Annotated in this window: 17 protein-coding genes and 1 pseudogene; 16 read left to right on the top strand and 2 right to left on the bottom strand. The window is 58.8% G+C overall.

All coding sequences use genetic code 11. From position 1 onward, the window contains the following. The first annotated feature begins 449 nt into the window (after positions 1 to 449). The 13 genes and pseudogenes from HQ945_RS16975 to HQ945_RS16915 all read left to right on the top strand — a co-directional run bounded on the left by HQ945_RS16975 (position 450) and on the right by HQ945_RS16915 (position 11,224). Positions 450 to 929 (top strand): MarR family winged helix-turn-helix transcriptional regulator, encoded by a 480-nt coding sequence (locus HQ945_RS16975; RefSeq protein WP_027232120.1) that lies wholly within the window; start codon positions 450 to 452, stop codon positions 927 to 929. Continuing rightward, positions 926 to 2,998: an FUSC family protein gene (locus HQ945_RS16970; protein WP_174208316.1), complete on the top strand. Its 2,073-nt coding sequence runs from the start codon at positions 926 to 928 to the stop codon at positions 2,996 to 2,998. The genes HQ945_RS16975 and HQ945_RS16970 overlap by 4 nt, the downstream gene beginning before the upstream one ends. Positions 2,999 to 3,003: 5 nt before the next feature. After that, positions 3,004 to 3,213 carry a DUF1656 domain-containing protein gene (locus tag HQ945_RS16965; protein WP_153669776.1) on the top strand — a complete coding sequence of 70 codons (210 nt, stop codon included), beginning with the start codon at positions 3,004 to 3,006 and terminating at the stop codon, positions 3,211 to 3,213. Next, on the top strand, positions 3,213 to 4,127 hold the full coding sequence (locus tag HQ945_RS16960) for an efflux RND transporter periplasmic adaptor subunit (protein ID WP_174208371.1): 915 nt from the start codon (positions 3,213 to 3,215) through the stop codon (positions 4,125 to 4,127). Before HQ945_RS16965 ends, HQ945_RS16960 begins: the two co-directional genes overlap by 1 nt. A 69-nt stretch (positions 4,128 to 4,196) precedes the next feature. After that, positions 4,197 to 4,850 carry a phytochelatin synthase family protein gene (locus tag HQ945_RS16955; protein ID WP_174208315.1) on the top strand — a complete coding sequence of 218 codons (654 nt, stop codon included), beginning with the start codon at positions 4,197 to 4,199 and terminating at the stop codon, positions 4,848 to 4,850. A gap of 142 nt (positions 4,851 to 4,992) precedes the next feature. Further along, positions 4,993 to 6,027 carry an alpha/beta fold hydrolase gene (locus HQ945_RS16950; protein WP_174208314.1) on the top strand — a complete coding sequence of 345 codons (1,035 nt, stop codon included), beginning with the start codon at positions 4,993 to 4,995 and terminating at the stop codon, positions 6,025 to 6,027. 38 nt (positions 6,028 to 6,065) lie between these two features. Then, positions 6,066 to 6,806: a response regulator gene (locus HQ945_RS16945; RefSeq protein ID WP_027232115.1), complete on the top strand. Its 741-nt coding sequence runs from the start codon at positions 6,066 to 6,068 to the stop codon at positions 6,804 to 6,806. Then, positions 6,803 to 8,119 carry an ATP-binding protein gene (locus HQ945_RS16940; RefSeq protein WP_027232114.1) on the top strand — a complete coding sequence of 439 codons (1,317 nt, stop codon included), beginning with the start codon at positions 6,803 to 6,805 and terminating at the stop codon, positions 8,117 to 8,119. The genes HQ945_RS16945 and HQ945_RS16940 overlap by 4 nt, the downstream gene beginning before the upstream one ends. Positions 8,120 to 8,258: 139 nt before the next feature. Further along, positions 8,259 to 9,545: pseudogene (locus tag HQ945_RS16935) on the top strand (cytochrome c biogenesis protein DipZ); the annotation flags it as partial. A 103-nt stretch (positions 9,546 to 9,648) separates the two neighbouring features. Next, positions 9,649 to 9,846: a hypothetical protein gene (locus tag HQ945_RS16930; RefSeq protein ID WP_113281279.1), complete on the top strand. Its 198-nt coding sequence runs from the start codon at positions 9,649 to 9,651 to the stop codon at positions 9,844 to 9,846. Then, the gene (msrA, locus tag HQ945_RS16925) at positions 9,843 to 10,352 is read left to right on the top strand and encodes a peptide-methionine (S)-S-oxide reductase MsrA (RefSeq protein WP_174208312.1); all 510 of its coding nucleotides are present in this window, start codon (positions 9,843 to 9,845) and stop codon (positions 10,350 to 10,352) included. Before HQ945_RS16930 ends, msrA begins: the two co-directional genes overlap by 4 nt. After that, positions 10,353 to 10,817 carry an NUDIX hydrolase gene (locus HQ945_RS16920; RefSeq protein ID WP_113281278.1) on the top strand — a complete coding sequence of 155 codons (465 nt, stop codon included), beginning with the start codon at positions 10,353 to 10,355 and terminating at the stop codon, positions 10,815 to 10,817. A 92-nt stretch (positions 10,818 to 10,909) separates the two neighbouring features. Further along, a complete protein-coding gene (locus HQ945_RS16915) occupies positions 10,910 to 11,224 on the top strand; it encodes a hypothetical protein (protein WP_027232111.1) in 315 nt (104 codons plus the stop codon). Between the two features lie 559 nt (positions 11,225 to 11,783). Here the strand turns inward: HQ945_RS16915 and HQ945_RS16910 are convergent. Then, complete coding sequence (locus tag HQ945_RS16910) at positions 11,784 to 12,179, bottom strand: hypothetical protein (RefSeq protein WP_027232110.1); 396 nt, start codon at positions 12,177 to 12,179, stop codon at positions 11,784 to 11,786. Between the two features lie 338 nt (positions 12,180 to 12,517). On the opposite strand from HQ945_RS16910, the gene HQ945_RS16905 reads away from it, so the two are divergent. From HQ945_RS16905 to HQ945_RS16895, 3 genes are read left to right on the top strand one after another with little or no spacing between them, the layout of a single operon-like run. After that, a complete protein-coding gene (locus HQ945_RS16905) occupies positions 12,518 to 12,922 on the top strand; it encodes a hypothetical protein (protein WP_228020112.1) in 405 nt (134 codons plus the stop codon). A 27-nt stretch (positions 12,923 to 12,949) separates the two neighbouring features. After that, positions 12,950 to 13,519, top strand: a complete 570-nt coding sequence (locus HQ945_RS16900) for an OmpA family protein (protein ID WP_113281277.1) — start codon at positions 12,950 to 12,952, stop codon at positions 13,517 to 13,519. Between the two features lie 16 nt (positions 13,520 to 13,535). Then, entirely contained in the window at positions 13,536 to 14,555 is a 1,020-nt protein-coding gene (locus HQ945_RS16895) for an Lnb N-terminal periplasmic domain-containing protein (protein ID WP_113281276.1), read from the top strand. An 11-nt stretch (positions 14,556 to 14,566) separates the two neighbouring features. Here the strand turns inward: HQ945_RS16895 and HQ945_RS16890 are convergent, their stop codons facing one another. Next, on the bottom strand, positions 14,567 to 14,842 hold the full coding sequence (locus HQ945_RS16890; protein WP_081815903.1) for a hypothetical protein: 276 nt from the start codon (positions 14,840 to 14,842) through the stop codon (positions 14,567 to 14,569). Between the last annotated feature and the right edge of the window lie 21 nt (positions 14,843 to 14,863).

Genomic DNA, 14,863 nt, shown 5'->3' with positions numbered 1-14,863 from the left:
GTTTGCGAGGCAGACCGCTTGCCGTGGCAATTAATCTGCGACCCGCTGGAATGTGACGCCGGTGCTCGGCGCTAATCACCGCAGGGCTAATCGGGTGATCCTCGACTTCGTTCCAGAAGGTCACGCTGACAAAACGCGGATCAGGCAAAAATGCCCTGAGCTCCTCAAATCATGGCGCGACCTTTCGGCTTGCGAACTGCTCGCCGTAGCCCCCAGGCAGTTGACCTCAAGCCCAATCACCGCTGTTGAAGCCAGACGCTGCCACTGATGCTTTCATGCAGCGGTCAGCCGCCAAGCTTGGGGAAGACCGAGCGCCCTTGATGATGACATTTCTCTCATAGGCCCCCGCATGCGTCAGGCCTGACTGCCCAAGAAGGCGGCGTTCACAACCGGCCGAGCCGCGAAAAAAATCGATTGCAAGAAAATGATTAGGATGCTATTAATTTCCTATGCAAGAAATAGATCAACTCCGCCGCGCCTTTACCACCAGTCTTCTCCAAACGGGACGGCAGTGGCGGCGCATTACCGATCAAGCGTTGATGTCGTCGAACATCTCCGAAGCTTGTGCTGCACCTCTATTGTGGATCGGACGGCTTGGCGGAGGTGTGCGCCAGATCACCCTTGCATCCTATATCGGGATCGAGGGCCCTTCGCTTGTCCGGTTGATTGACCAGCTGGAAGCGGCCGACCTCGTCATCCGCAAGGAAGACAAGAGCGACCGGCGCGCGAAGACCCTGTGGCTGACGCGCAAGGGCAAGCAATACGCCTCCAGGCTCGAGGATATCCTCGTCGGCTTGCGCGCCCAGATACTTGCCGACGTGAGCAAGGAAGATCTCAATGCGGCACTGCGGGTTCTGGCGGCATTCGATGCTGCAAGCAACTCTCCTGCCGCTGAACCTTTGAGGCGCGAGGTCGAGTTGACGCCGTGATGTTTCCGTCCTGGCGGGATTGGGTATTTTCAGCCAAGGCCTTTCTCGCATCGATGATGGCGCTCTATATCGCCCTGTGGTTCGACCTGCCGCGTCCGTACTGGGCGATGGCGGCTGTCTATGTCGTTGCAAATCCATTGGCCGGGGCAACAAGCTCAAAAGGTCTCTATCGCGCCCTCGGCACAATCATCGGCGCCAGCGCTGCCGTGTTTTTCGTGCCGCTCTTTGTAAACGCGCCCGAGCTTCTTGCCCTCGTCGTCGCACTCTGGACCGGCTGCCTCCTCTACATATCCATGCTTGATCGTACGCCGCGCAGTTACGTCTTCATGCTTGCAGGCTATTCACTTCCTTTGATCGCCCTGCCAACCGTTGGAACGCCCGAACTGATTTTCGATACGGCGGTCGCACGCACGGAAGAAATCATCATCGGCATTACCTGCGCCACTCTCGTTGGCCTCCTGATCTTTCCAAGCAGCGTCGGGACCGTTCTCGGTGGCCGCATCACTGATTGGCTGGATGATGCGGCCGACTGGGCCAACGAAATTCTGCGCGGCGAGGGGGCAATACCGGCAACGCCGGCAAGGCGCCAGAAGCTCGCTGCAGATATTGCCGGCCTTGATCTCATCATCAGTCAATTGTCCTTTGACGCCGGCACCCGCGACGTCACCCGCCATGCGAGAGAATTGCGCGGAAGGCTCATGATGCTGTTGCCGTTGTTCTCGTCACTGGCGGACAGGCTTCATGCCCTGAAGTCGGGCGACCGGCCCCTGCCGGCCAAGCTCGGTGCGTTGCTCCATGAGGTGGCCGATTGGCTGCAATCACCCGATGCCGCGTCCGCGGACGCTCCGCAACGCTTTGCCAGGACGATCGAGGAGCTTAAATCGGCTGATCGATCAGAGAATTGGGACCACCTGATCTTGTCGAGCGCGCTTGCGCGGCTTTTGGAAATTATCAACCTCTGGCACGATTGCCTTGCATTACGCGAACAGATCGCCCGCGGGCAGTATTCCGGCCGGTGGCGGCCAACATTTCGGCATCGGCAAGTCGTCGGCCGCACCCGCTATTACGATTATGCCATGATGCTGTTTTCATCGGGATCGGTCGTCGTCGCCACGCTCGTCGCAAGCCTAATATGGATCGAAACGGGATGGCAGAGCGGCGCCGGCTTCGTCATGATGACCGCCGTAGCCTGCTCGTTCTTCGCCGCAATGGATCAACCCGCACCATTCATTTTCAAGATGTTCTTGTGGTGCGGCGTCAGCCTCATCGCAGCGTTCGTATACCAGTTTGCGATCCTGCCGGCGATCAGCGGCTACGAAATGCTGGTCCTCGTCTTCGCCCCGTCGTTCCTTCTCATCGGACTTCTTATTCCACGTCCGCAATTCAACATGCTTGCCATGCTGCTCACGGTAAACACCGCCTCGTTCGTTGCCATGCAGAATCGTTTGACCGTCGACTTCGCCTCGTTTGCCAACGAGGCGATCGCGGCCATGGCGGGCATCGCCTTCGCGCTGATCTGGACGCAGGTCGCAAGGCCATTTGGCGCCGAGATAGCTGCGCGCCGCCTGGTGCGGGCCGGCTGGTCGGATCTCGCCGAAACCGCGGCTGGTTTGCGGCGAAGCGATCATGAAAAACTTGCCGGAAGAATGCTCGATCGCATGGGCCAGCTTGTTCCCCGGCTGGCTGCGCTGGAGGATCGGTATCTCTCCGAGATCGATGGCTTTGCCGAAGTACGTCTCGGTTTCAACATCGTCGCGATACAACGTGCGCGCCGGCATCTCGATGGCGAGGGCCAGTCGAGCGTGAATGCAGTCCTTTCCGGTATTGCCGACCTGTTTCGCCAGCGTGTCGTACGCCGCGAAGCGGTCGCGCCCGATGCTCGCCTGCAGGAGCGCATCGATCAGGCACTGAGCCTGCCAGGTCTGCAGCAGACAATGCAGGGCCGCAGCATACTCGATGCACTTGTCGGCCTGCGCCGCGCCCTTTTCCCTTATGCGCCGTCCCCCAAACCTATGGACGGCGACATCGTCAAAACGTCATCGCCGCAAATGCTGATGGCTGCGGAGTAGAACACATGCTTGGTGATTTCGATATTTATGGCGTCTACATGCCCGGGCTTCTCGGCATGATGTTTCTGACGCTTCTCCTCTCGGCGATAGTCCGCCGCGCACTTGCCTGGGTCGGCATTTATGCCTGGGTCTGGCATCGTGGACTGTTCGACGTCGCGCTCTACGTCGTGCTTCTCGGCGCGACAGTCTCACTTACGCAATGGTTAGTATCATGATGAAAAATCTTCAAACAGCTGGCAGGGTAGTTGTCACCCTGGCATTGGTCGTGTGTGCATTGTTCGTGGGTCGCGAACTCTGGAACCACTACATGAACGATCCGTGGACTCGCGACGCGCGGGTGCGCGCGGATGTCGTGGCCGTAGCGCCGGACGTCTCCGGCCTCGTCAGCGAGGTTCTCGTCAAGGACAATGATATCGTCCGGAAGGGCGACATACTGTTCAAGGTCGATGAGCGGCGCTTTGAAATCGCCCTGACACAGGCCGAAGCGGCGGTCGAAGGCGCGAAGGCAACGCTCGAGCAGGCAAGCCGCGACCGCAAGCGTCGCGAACAGCTCGGTGGTGTCATTTCCGAGCAACAGAAGGAGGCGGCGCAGTCCGCTGAGGCGACTGCCCAAGCGAGCTATCTGCAAGCTACCGCCAGTCTGGAACTCGCCCGCCTCAACCGCGAGCGGTCGCAGATAAAGGCGCCGGTCAACGGTACCATCACCAACCTGTCGCTCCGGCCGGGAAATTATGTGACGACAGGCAGTTCCCAGATGGCGCTGGTGGACACCGATTCAATTCGGGTCGAAGGCTATTTCGAAGAAACCAAGCTGGCCCGTATCCGTGTCGGGGACTCCGTGAAGGTCAAGCTGATGGGCCAATCAGAAGCCATCACCGGCCACGTCGACAGCATCGCCGCAGGCATTGAGGATCGTGAGCGAACGGCAGGTTCGGGTCTTCTCGCCAATATCAATCCGACGTTCAGCTGGGTGCGGCTGGCGCAGCGCATACCGGTGCGGATTGCGTTGGACCAGATCCCGCAAAAGACGCAGCTCGTGGCCGGCATGACGGCGACGGTCACTGTCGCGCCCGACGCCGCTGTCTCGGTTGCGCGTCTGCCCGGTGCCGGAGACATCGAGCAGAACTGACGCTCAACGGGTCGGTAGTAGTGGTGCAATCGTTGATGTAGGATGCCGCATCATCGGTGGTCGGAAAACATGAGGCGTGTTCTTCTAGCCTTGGTCGCCTTCAGTGCCCTTTTCTTGGGGGCGGTCATTGTCGTTGTCGGTCAGACCAAGGTTCCCGCCGATGCCATAGCGAATGCCGTCACCCGGTCACCCGACATGCTTGCACAAGCTTGGAAGCTTCCGGCTGCCAGGACATTTGGATTGACGGTCAGCTACCAGTCCAACCCCTCAAAATGCGGTCCCGCCAGTGTCGCCAACGTGTTTCGCTCCCTCGGGGAGGACGAGACCACCGAGACGGCCGTCCTCGAAGGCACCGGCAAATGCTGGACCGGCCTATGCATCATGGGTCTGACGCTCGACGAATTGGCCGGTGTTGCAAAACAGCATACCGATCGGAAAGTCACGGTCATTCGCGACATATCGAGCGAAGAGTTCCGCGAGCACTTGCGACATTCGAATGATCCGGACCGTCGCTACATCATCAACTTTACCAGAGAGAAAATCTTTGGCGCTGGCGCAGGGCACTTCTCACCGATTGGCGGCTATCTCGAGGGGGCCGATATGGTCCTCGTCCTTGACGTGAACGAAAACTACCGGCCGTGGCTCGTTGAACGCGAACGCCTATTCTTGGCAATGGACACATTCGATGGCGACAAGAAACGCGGATTACTTCTGATCCAGTAGCTTGTCCAAAGCCCGATTGTAACAGTATGTATCCGGTACGCTGCTACTTACACGCGCATGCAAATTGCCCTTTGACGGACACACGGGGTATACGTTCGCCATGCATTGCAGTGGTCGCATTTACCCAATCGGAGAAGTAACAATGTCGGAAGAGGTCAACCGTCGCAATTTCCTCAGTATTGCCGCGGTGACGGCAGTCGCTGTGGAATTTCCACTGATAGGCGCAGCGAACGCGCAGGCCGACAAGGTAGCGCCTGCAGTCAAGCCGGGGACGCATACGAGCTTCGCACCCTTTAAGCAGGTTGACGCCGGGCAGCTCAACGTCGGCTATGCGGAAGTCGGCCCCGCGGACGGCCCGGTGGTGATACTGCTGCACGGCTGGCCGTATGATATCTACAGCTTTGTCGACGTCGCGCCACTTCTTGCCGGAGCGGGTTACCGCGTCGTCATGCCTTATCTTCGCGGTTACGGCACGACCCGGTTTCTCGCGAGCGAGACGATCCGCAACGGCCAGCAGGCGGTCATTGCCACGGACATTGTCGCGCTGATGGATGCATTGAAAATTCCGACCGCGATCATCGCAGGTTATGACTGGGGAGCGCGGACGGCGAACATAGTGGCAGCGCTATGGCCCGAGCGCTGCAAGGCCATGGTTTCGGTGAGCGGCTACCTGATAGGCAGCCAGGAAGCCAACAAGAAGCCCTTGCCGCCAAAGGCGGAACTTGCCTGGTGGTACCAGTTCTATTTTGCCACTGATCGCGGCCGCCAGGGCTACGACAGCAACCGGCATGACTTCGCAAAGCTCATCTGGCAGCTTGCATCGCCAAAGTGGAACTTTGACGATGCTACCTTCGATCGATCCGCCGAAGCGTTCAACAATCCGGATCATGTCGACATCGTTATTCACAATTACCGCTGGAGGCTTGGCCTTGCGCAGGGCGAACCGCAGTACGACGCTTTGGAAAAGAAGCTTGCCGCGGGCCCGCTAATCAGCGTGCCGACGATCACAATGGAAGGAGACGCGAATGGCGCGCCGCATCCCGAACCGGCATCCTATCGCCAGAAATTTTCTGGCAAGTACGAGCATCGAACGATCACAGGCGGCATAGGCCATAATCTGCCGCAGGAAGCGCCTCAGGCTTTTGCCCAGGCGGTCATCGATGTCGATGGCTTCTGAGGCTCAAGCAGGCAGGGCAAAACAAACGAGCAGGTGTGATGGACCACATTGACCACGTCTTGATCGTCGATGATGACCGTGAGATCCGCGAACTGGTCGCGGCCTACCTGACCAGGAACGGCTTGCGCGTCAGCGTCGCGGCAGACGGCCGGCACATGCGCGCTTTCCTTGAAACGAATGCTGTCGATCTCATCGTTCTCGATATCATGATGCCTGGCGACGACGGGCTGGTGCTGTGCCGCGAGTTGCGGGCCGGTAAGCACAAGACGACGCCGATCCTCATGCTGACAGCGCGAAACGATGAGACCGATCGCATCATCGGGCTTGAAATGGGTGCCGACGACTATCTGGTGAAGCCATTTGCGGCACGCGAATTGCTGGCACGGATCAAGGCCGTGCTGCGGCGAACCCGTATGCTTCCGCCCAACCTCCAGATCACGGAGGCCGGCCAACGCGTGCGGTTCGGCGATTGGGAACTCGACACGGTAGGTCGGCATCTGGTCGACAAGAACGGAACCACGGTCACACTCAGCGGCGCCGAGTACCGACTGCTTCGCGTGTTTGTCGATCACCCGCAGCGCGTGCTTAATCGCGACCAACTGCTCAATCTGACGCAAGGCCGCGATGCGGAGCTCTTCGATCGTTCGATCGACCTGCTCGTCAGCAGGCTGAGGCAGCGACTTTGCGACGATGCGCGTGAACCTGCCTATATCAAGACCGTACGGAGCGAGGGCTACGTTTTCTCGATGCCAGTTGAAATTGCCGAGCTGCGACAATGAGCATTGCGGGGAGCCCGCATCCTTGGCGATGGCCCCGCACGCTTGGCGCGCGCCTGTTCCTGATCCTTCTCGCGGGCTTGATCCTTGCTCATGCGTTGTCCTTCAGTGCCTTGTTTCTTGAACGCTATATGGCAACGCGGAACGTCATGTTGAACACGCTCGAAAGCGATGTCGCGACCTCCATTGCCATTCTCGATCGGCTGCCCGCCAATGAGCGCGCGAACTGGCTCGACCGCCTTGATCGTGGAACCTATCGCTTCGAACTCGGAAACGGCCTGCCCGGCGTTCCTGACATGAGCAAGCGGGGGGCCGAGATTGCGGCAAAGATAGAAGCTGCCGGTGGTCAGCGCTTTCCCATCCATGTGGAATCCATCCCGGGCGATGCGATGCGCCTGCAGGCCCATCTGACATTGAGCGACGGCGCGCCATTGACGATCGATGTACGGCCGGCGGCGATGCCGCTCGCAGATTGGTTGCCGTACGTACTCGTTGCTCAACTGCTCCTGCTCGTTCTTTGCACCTGGTTTGCGGTGCGCCAGGCAATCCGTCCACTTGTCGATCTCGCCCATGCAGCCGATACGCTCGACCCTAACAAAAAGGCTCCAAGGCTCAGCGAGTCAGGTCCGAGTGAAGTTGCCTATGCCGCAACTGCCTTCAACGCCATGCGCGACCGGATCGCGCACTATCTCGAGGAACGCGTGCAAATCCTGGCTGCGATCTCCCACGACCTGCAGACCCCGATTACCCGGATGAAGCTTCGTGCTGAGGTCGGTGAGGATTCCGCCGAGAAAGACAAGCTGATCCAGGATCTGACCGAGATCGAGCGGCTTGTCCATGAAGGCGTGGCCTATGCCCGCAGCGCCCATGGCGATGCGGAGAAGTCCTCCCGCATCGACATTACCTCATTTATGGAAAGCCTCGTCTACGACTACCAGGACACAGGTAAGGCCGTAACGATTGAAGGAAAAATCCTTGCCCCGGTGGATACTCGGCCCCACGCATTGCGGCGGATCTTCACCAACCTCATCGACAATGCGCTGAAATTTGGCGGCAGCGCCGAGGTATATCTTGAAAGTGACAAGAACGGTCAAGCGACCGTCAAGATCATGGATCGTGGCCCCGGCATTCCGGAAGACCATTTGGAGGCGGTGTTGCAGCCGTTCTTCCGGCTTGAGCAGTCACGCAACCGCGGCACGGGGGGCACGGGGCTGGGACTGGCCATCGCCCACCAACTTGCGCTTGCCATTGGTGCATCGCTGCAATTGCGCAATCGTGCCGGTGGCGGCCTTTCAGCGGAAGTCACCATTCGCTGAAGCGTGATATCCCGCGCATTCGTACAATCCGATACAATTCGAGCCCTATAGGACACATCCAGGATACGTCGCTGCCGCTCTATGCGGTCCGTGACTGATCTTCAGTCGTCGCACACACATCGCTTCGAAGGAGATGATGATGACGCTTCTGTTTGTTGCCTACCTCGCGGGCGCGCTGACGATCCTCAGCCCCTGCATCCTGCCCGTACTTCCCTTTGTCTTCGCGCGCGCGGGGCAACCCTTCATCAAGAGTACCTTGCCGATGCTGGTCGGGATGGCAATGACGTTTGCCCTTGTCGCTTCGCTCGCCGCCGTTGGGGGCAGTTGGGCCGTGGAAGCCAATGAGTATGGGCGCTACGCGGCACTTGTGCTGTTGGCCGCGTTTGGCCTGACCCTTGTTTCTCCGCGGCTCGCCGCCATCGCCACCACTCCCATTGTAACCTTTGCCAACAGATTGCTGAACGCAACCGGCGGACCCGGGTCCGTTCCGACATTCGGAGGAGCGCTCATCCTTGGCGTTGCAACGGGCCTGCTCTGGGCGCCCTGCGCCGGACCGATTCTCGGCCTGGTTCTGACCGGAGCCGCGCTTCAGGGTGCCAGCGTCCAAACGACCCTGCTTCTTCTCGCCTATGCGGCAGGCGCAGGGACATCGCTTGCACTGGCAGTGCTCGTTGGTGGTCAGGTCTTCGCTGTGATGAAGCGCTCGATAGGCGCCGGCGAATGGCTGCGTCGTGGCCTCGGCCTCGCCGTTCTTGCTGGCGTCGCCGCCATCGCGCTCGGCGCAGATACGGGCTATCTGGCTCGGCTCTCGGGGCCGGCCACGGGCAAGGCCGAGCAGGCGCTTCTCGATGCGCTCAAGCCGCGTACTTCACCGCAATCAGCAGCAGACCGTGGCGTTATGCTGGCCGCCAACACCCAACCGGCCTTTCACAGTGATTTGCCGGTCGAAGGCAAGTTTCCCTCACTGGGTGGCGCTGTCAAATGGCTGAATTCAGCGCCGCTGACCCCAGAGCAATTACGCGGCAAGGTCGTGCTGGTCGATTTCTGGACTTACTCGTGCATCAACTGCATTCATACGGTGCCCTATGTCGTGGAATGGTCCGAGAAGTATAAGGATCAGGGTCTTGTCGTCATTGGCGTGCACGCCCCGGAATATGCCTTTGAGAAGAAGATCGACAACGTCAAGAAGGCGATCGCCGACTTTGGAATCAAGTATCCGGTTGCCGTCGATAACAACTATAAAATCTGGCAGGCTTTCGAGAACAGCTATTGGCCGGCGCACTACTTCATCGATGCCAAGGGGCAGATCCGCTACCACCATTTCGGCGAAGGCGAATACGACACGTCGGAAAAGGTAATTCAGGATCTTCTAGCTGAAGCCAAGGGCGAGCAGGCAGCCAATCAGCCCGGCATGCCCGAGGTCAAGGCAGCCCGTGGCTGACGATCCGAAAGATATCGCCCCCGTCTTGAGGGGCGATATCTTCGTCTATGATCGTACGATATCGCTCCACCTGAGAGGAAAAGCCGTAATGAAATTTGTTATAAAGTGCCTGATCGTCGCGGGAGTGCTAGGTTCGCCTTGCATTTACGATGTGACCTCGCGTGAACCTTCACCGGCAGCCGGTGTCATTGCACTTGGCGGCCCGCTTCTGGCGGCTGGACACGCGCATCCCTATATTCAGGGCGATACAGCAGTCCATCCCAAGAAACTGGAGGTAAATTCATGAGCCAAGAACGCACAATTCTCGCTGGCGGATGCTTCTGGGGCATGCAGGATTTGTTTCGCCGCTATGACGGGGTGATTTCGACACGCGTCGGCTATAGCGGCGGCGACGTTCCGAACGCGACCTACCGCAACCATGGAACCCATGCGGAGGCCATCGAAATCGTCTTTGATCCGGCCCGCATCAGTTATCGGCAGATTCTTGAATTCTTTTTCCAGATTCACGATCCGAGCACCCGCAACCGCCAGGGCAATGATGTTGGCATGAGCTATCGTTCGGCGATTTTCTATACCACCGAGGAGCAGAAGCGCGTTGCGCTCGATACGATCGCAGACGTTGACGCTTCGGGACTGTGGCCCGGCAAAGTTGTCACCGAGGTGGCCCCGGCCAGCGATTTCTGGGAAGCCGAGCCCGAGCATCAGGATTATCTCGAGCGCATCCCGAACGGATATACCTGTCACTTCATCCGGCCCGGCTGGAAGCTTCCCGTCCGTGCTGCGTCGGCCTGAATGGTACAGCGGAGCGCAGGCCTTCTGATCTATCGCTACAGCGACGGAACTCTCGAAGTGCTGCTGGTCCATCCCGGCGGGCCCTATTGGGCTCGCAAGGATGATGGCGCGTGGTCGATACCGAAAGGCCTCATCGACGATAACGAGGATGAGCTGGGTGCGGCGCGACGCGAGGCCAGGGAAGAGATTGGCTTCGATATAGACGGCACCTTCGCGCCGCTCGGCGAATTCAAGCAGCCGAGCGGCAAGATAATAGTTGCCTGGTCGGTCGAAGCCGATCCGGCGGTGAATGCCGAAACCATTGTCAGCAATACGTTCGAAATGGAGTGGCCGCCCAAATCCGGCTCGATGCAAGCATTTCCCGAGGTCGATCGCGCGGGGTGGTTCCCGTTGCCCGTGGCCGCGCAGAAAATTCTCAAGGGCCAGCGGGCCATCCTCTCAGAGTTCGCAGCAAGGCTGGCTTGACCTTGCGGACTTGATGCATGCGGCCAAGGCATGCATCAATGGGGCCGGGGGCTTACGCCTCTGCACAAGCACAATGGAAAGGACGAGTTCCCATGGTCGAAACCAGATTGCTCACAGATCACCAGGAAATAAAGGATTGGGCCGCAGGTCGTTCCGGTGTGCCCACCATCCGCGATTCCGCCGATTTGATCGGTAGCGACGTTCCCGTCCTCGCGCTTGCCTTTGGCCAGCACGCCTACGAGGACGACGACGATCAGGGCGCTGACCGCCCAGCAGATTTTGGCCGTCCGCGGCTCGTTGAATGGGACGAATGGTTTGCTATTTTTGACGCCGAGAGCCTTGGCCTGGTCGTCGCCGAGGACCTTCCCGGCCAGCATGACGAGTTCCACGAGATCATCCGGCGCTAGCGCGACAATCGGCGAGATCGATTGCGCCGGAAAATAAGAAGAAAGCGCGGACAAGTAAGGTGAGGCTCGGCTCGAGGAGAAAGGAAGGGTCGACCCGAGCCCCGATGTTGCAGATCGCTAGAAGCGCAACCCCCAAAGCGTGCGCCCGCTGCAGCTTCCCGTCAACTCACGATAATGTAAAAGGTGAGGTCCGGCATTTCGCTCAATGTGACTCACCGAACCTCACATCGAGCGTTGGCCTCTCGACTCACCAACCTTGCTGCACCGCAACAGGCCTGTCAATGGCCCTGTTTGATAGCCATTTGAAGGATTTCATTCCGGCGGCCCCCCGGCGCGGCCTAAATTTACGTCAAGACGCACCTAAAAAGAGGAGGAGGGAAACGTTTACAAGGGGGAACCTTATCGTCTCTTGCTCCTCCTAAAGCTGATCGCCGGTTTCTTGGGGGCAGTGTGGCGATCAGAAGTCGATCATACGATAGCCTGAGTGATGCAAGAGTGACACGTTGCAGGAATGATACTGCCTCGCCCGGATTTCAGCACAGCTAGCAAGCTATTGCGCTCAATGGTTCCTGATCATATTGAGGAAGATGGACGCAATCTTGTCGAGATGCGCGTCGCCGCCTTCTAGGTAGGCTTGGCGCCCAGCCCCTGCAACGGCATGGAACAGCCGATTTTCGCCAATGGAAAGTGCCTCGATCTCGCGCGCAAGTTCGTTCGGGTCGCGTTCGCTTTGGTCCTTGCGCTTCAAATACTCGGCCAGAAGCCGGCGGCGCCGTTCGGCATCGGTCGTCAGTGCTCCGTAGATCCCCCAGGCAAACCAGGATTCGCCTACGCGCAAGTCTGAATCGCCTATCTGCTCAACAAATTTCGGGGAAAGCTTGGCCTTTTGCGTTTCGACGATTCCATTCGCCACTTCAAAAGCGTCCTGATCAGTCAATTGTTTCTCGGCACTCATTCCGGCCTCCAACTCATGCTGCGGTTTCGAGTGCAAGATAGTGTGCCGGGCCGGCGTTTGACAGGACAAAACCGAAAAAACTGAATGCAACGACCTGCCGGTTGCTCCGAGTGTTTCGCTCCATCCGCAATTCTCCGTGTGAGCGTATCCTACAGTAAATTACTCCCAGACTGCCGGCAAGTTCAGTAGTTTTTGGGCCGATGACGCCACATTGGCGCAGTGAGCATGCTTCAATTTCACGCCATCGGCCCTGCACGAAAGCTACTTGGGGAGGGGCCGGCACTACCAGAAACGTCAATCGGGACGAGGGGTAATTTGTGATGAAGAGACTACGCCTCATGAGCGGAGCGGTGGCAATCGTGACGCTTTTCATGGCCGGGATCAGCTCAGCGGATACGATCAGCTACGCCGATGCGGTCAGTGCGCTTGCCAAGGACTGCGGCAAGGATATCAAGAAGCTTTGCAGCGGTCTCAACCTTGGCAACAACCGCATTCAGGACTGCCTGCAGAAAAACGAGGCGAAGGTTTCGCCAACCTGCACCTCCACGCTGACTTCGGTCACTGCCTCGATCAGTCAGCGGCAAGCCGCGCAGACTGGTTTTTTCAAGCTTTGCGAACATGACGCGGCCGAGTTCTGCAAGGGCGTAAAGGGCGAAGGCAATATTCTCGCCTGTCTCTTGAAGACGAAGCGGATCGACAACGGAAAGTGCAACCAGGCGATTACCGATGCGGGATGGCGTTGAACCATGCGCGGCTTAGGGAGACAAAGAATGCTTGCTCATCGACTTCGCGCCGGCCTGGCGCTTGGCCTCTTGCTCGCTGCCGGTCCTGTCGCGGCGCAGCAGCTTACCGACCGCCAGCTCGTTACCAGCTTGAGCCAGGTATCATCCGAGGCACCGGCGATCGATATCGCATTGCTCATGGAAGAAGCGAACGCCAATGTCGGCAAGGGGGTGGCGAACCAGCCGAACTGGAGCCAACTCACTCATCTCGCGCAATTGCTTGTCGAGATCGACTTCGAGAACGATTCCGTCGCGATAGAGCCGCAGTCCTACCGGACGGTAGGACTTATCGCCGATGCGCTGCATCATCCGAACCTCATGTTCTACAAGTTCCTCGTCGTCGGGCACACAAGTTCGACAGGTGATGCCAGGCATAACCTAAAGCTCAGCCAGGAACGGGCAGACGCGATCCGGGAGGCATTGACCACAACTTTTGCCGTTTCGCCCGATCGACTTTATGCTGTGGGCGTGGGCAAGGAAATGCCGGTCGATGCCGCCAATCCGAAGGCAGCGTCAAACCGCCGGGTCCAGCTGATCAACCTTGGCATGGTGAAATAGTGCCAGCGAAGGGGGCTTGTTGCGGCTTGTAGCGCGCATTCTGATCGCAACCATCCTGTCGCTGGTCATTGTGCTGGCGACGGCATGGGCGGCGCTCGCGCTTTGGTACCGCCTGCCGGGGCCCGAATATCTACGCGCGCTTGCGGGGTGCGTCTTCGCCATTCTCGGCATCGTAGCCATCATTGCCATGTTCACGCGCAGGATGTTTCGCGGCCTTGCCACCTTTCTGATCGCATTCGCGGCCCTATTACTTTGGTGGAGCACGATACGACCGCCGGCCCAGGCAGATTGGGCACCTGAAGTGTCGCGGCAGGTAACCGGCACGATGGATGGCAATGTGCTGACGCTAACAAATGTTCGCGAATTCGAATGGCGCGGCAAGACGGATTTCGTCGAACGCTGGTCGACCCGCAGCTACGACCTCAGCAAACTCCAGACCGCTGATCTTTTCATGTCCTATTGGGGCAATCCCAATATTGCGCATGTCATAATGAGTTTTGGTTTCGAGCAGGATCAATATGTTGCATGGTCGATTGAGGTAAAGCGGCGTGTGGGCGGCGCGTTCTCGCCGATAGCTGACCTATTCAAGAGTGATCCTCTCGTCATCATCGCGGCCGACGAGCGCGACGTAATTGGCGTCAGATCGAATTTTCGCGGCGAGGATGTGCAGATTTACCGCCTGAGGGCGGGACCGGCGGCCGCAAGAGCGCTGCTTCTCGAATACGTTGCCGATGCCAACGCCCTGTCGACGTCACCGGAATTCTATAATTCGATCACGACGAACTGTACGACGACGGTCGTCAAGATGATGCGTGCCGTCGGCGACGTCGTCCCTTTCGACTGGCGGCTGATCGTCAATGGCTATTTGCCTGAATATGCTTACGACCACGGGGCGCTCGACAAAAGCTATTCGCTCGCAGATTTGCGTGCCCGCGCTCATATCGACGAGCGGGCAAATGCTGCCGGCTTGTCGCAGGATTTTTCCCGCCTCATTCGGGTCGGGGTGCCATCGCCGGCGGAAAAGAACGCCAACTGAGCGCGAGGCTGTCAGGTTCGGGGCCCACGTCTGTGGAACGGGATGATGGCAGCACGATCGAGCGCCGCGCCGATCTCGCTTGCAAGGTCGTCCACGAGTTGCAGATACTCGGCATAACGCTCATTGCGCTTTGGCTCCGTCGATTGCTCCCAACGGCACAGTTCCACCTCCGCGTCCGCGAAATCGGCACACAGTTCGCGGAACTCATCATCGCGGGCGGCACGTTCCTCTATCGCTTGACCTCGGAAAGGAAATCGCCTTTTCGCAGCCACTACCCCTCTATCCATGTCAAAGAGCTCCCTTTCCGG

This window comes from Phyllobacterium pellucidum (assembly GCF_013327855.1).
Lineage (GTDB): Bacteria > Pseudomonadota > Alphaproteobacteria > Rhizobiales > Rhizobiaceae > Phyllobacterium > Phyllobacterium pellucidum.
Note: the sequence above shows the minus strand (reverse complement) of the source record. Positions and strands in the feature narration are given on the sequence as shown.

What these genes read in the sequence shown, in the direction of transcription:
- HQ945_RS16975 (WP_027232120.1), top strand. Translation starts at nt 450, where the DNA reads ATGCAAGAAATAGATCAACTCCGCCGCGCCTTTACCACCAGTCTTCTC.
- HQ945_RS16965 (WP_153669776.1), top strand. Translation starts at nt 3,004, where the DNA reads ATGCTTGGTGATTTCGATATTTATGGCGTCTACATGCCCGGGCTTCTC.
- HQ945_RS16960 (WP_174208371.1), top strand. Translation starts at nt 3,213, where the DNA reads ATGAAAAATCTTCAAACAGCTGGCAGGGTAGTTGTCACCCTGGCATTG.
- HQ945_RS16955 (WP_174208315.1), top strand. Translation starts at nt 4,197, where the DNA reads ATGAGGCGTGTTCTTCTAGCCTTGGTCGCCTTCAGTGCCCTTTTCTTG.
- HQ945_RS16950 (WP_174208314.1), top strand. Translation starts at nt 4,993, where the DNA reads ATGTCGGAAGAGGTCAACCGTCGCAATTTCCTCAGTATTGCCGCGGTG.
- HQ945_RS16945 (WP_027232115.1), top strand. Translation starts at nt 6,066, where the DNA reads ATGGACCACATTGACCACGTCTTGATCGTCGATGATGACCGTGAGATC.
- HQ945_RS16940 (WP_027232114.1), top strand. Translation starts at nt 6,803, where the DNA reads ATGAGCATTGCGGGGAGCCCGCATCCTTGGCGATGGCCCCGCACGCTT.
- HQ945_RS16930 (WP_113281279.1), top strand. Translation starts at nt 9,649, where the DNA reads ATGAAATTTGTTATAAAGTGCCTGATCGTCGCGGGAGTGCTAGGTTCG.
- msrA (WP_174208312.1), top strand. Translation starts at nt 9,843, where the DNA reads ATGAGCCAAGAACGCACAATTCTCGCTGGCGGATGCTTCTGGGGCATG.
- HQ945_RS16920 (WP_113281278.1), top strand. Translation starts at nt 10,353, where the DNA reads ATGGTACAGCGGAGCGCAGGCCTTCTGATCTATCGCTACAGCGACGGA.
- HQ945_RS16915 (WP_027232111.1), top strand. Translation starts at nt 10,910, where the DNA reads ATGGTCGAAACCAGATTGCTCACAGATCACCAGGAAATAAAGGATTGG.
- HQ945_RS16910 (WP_027232110.1), bottom strand. Translation starts at nt 12,179, where the DNA reads ATGAGTGCCGAGAAACAATTGACTGATCAGGACGCTTTTGAAGTGGCG.
- HQ945_RS16905 (WP_228020112.1), top strand. Translation starts at nt 12,518, where the DNA reads ATGAGCGGAGCGGTGGCAATCGTGACGCTTTTCATGGCCGGGATCAGC.
- HQ945_RS16900 (WP_113281277.1), top strand. Translation starts at nt 12,950, where the DNA reads ATGCTTGCTCATCGACTTCGCGCCGGCCTGGCGCTTGGCCTCTTGCTC.
- HQ945_RS16890 (WP_081815903.1), bottom strand. Translation starts at nt 14,842, where the DNA reads ATGGATAGAGGGGTAGTGGCTGCGAAAAGGCGATTTCCTTTCCGAGGT.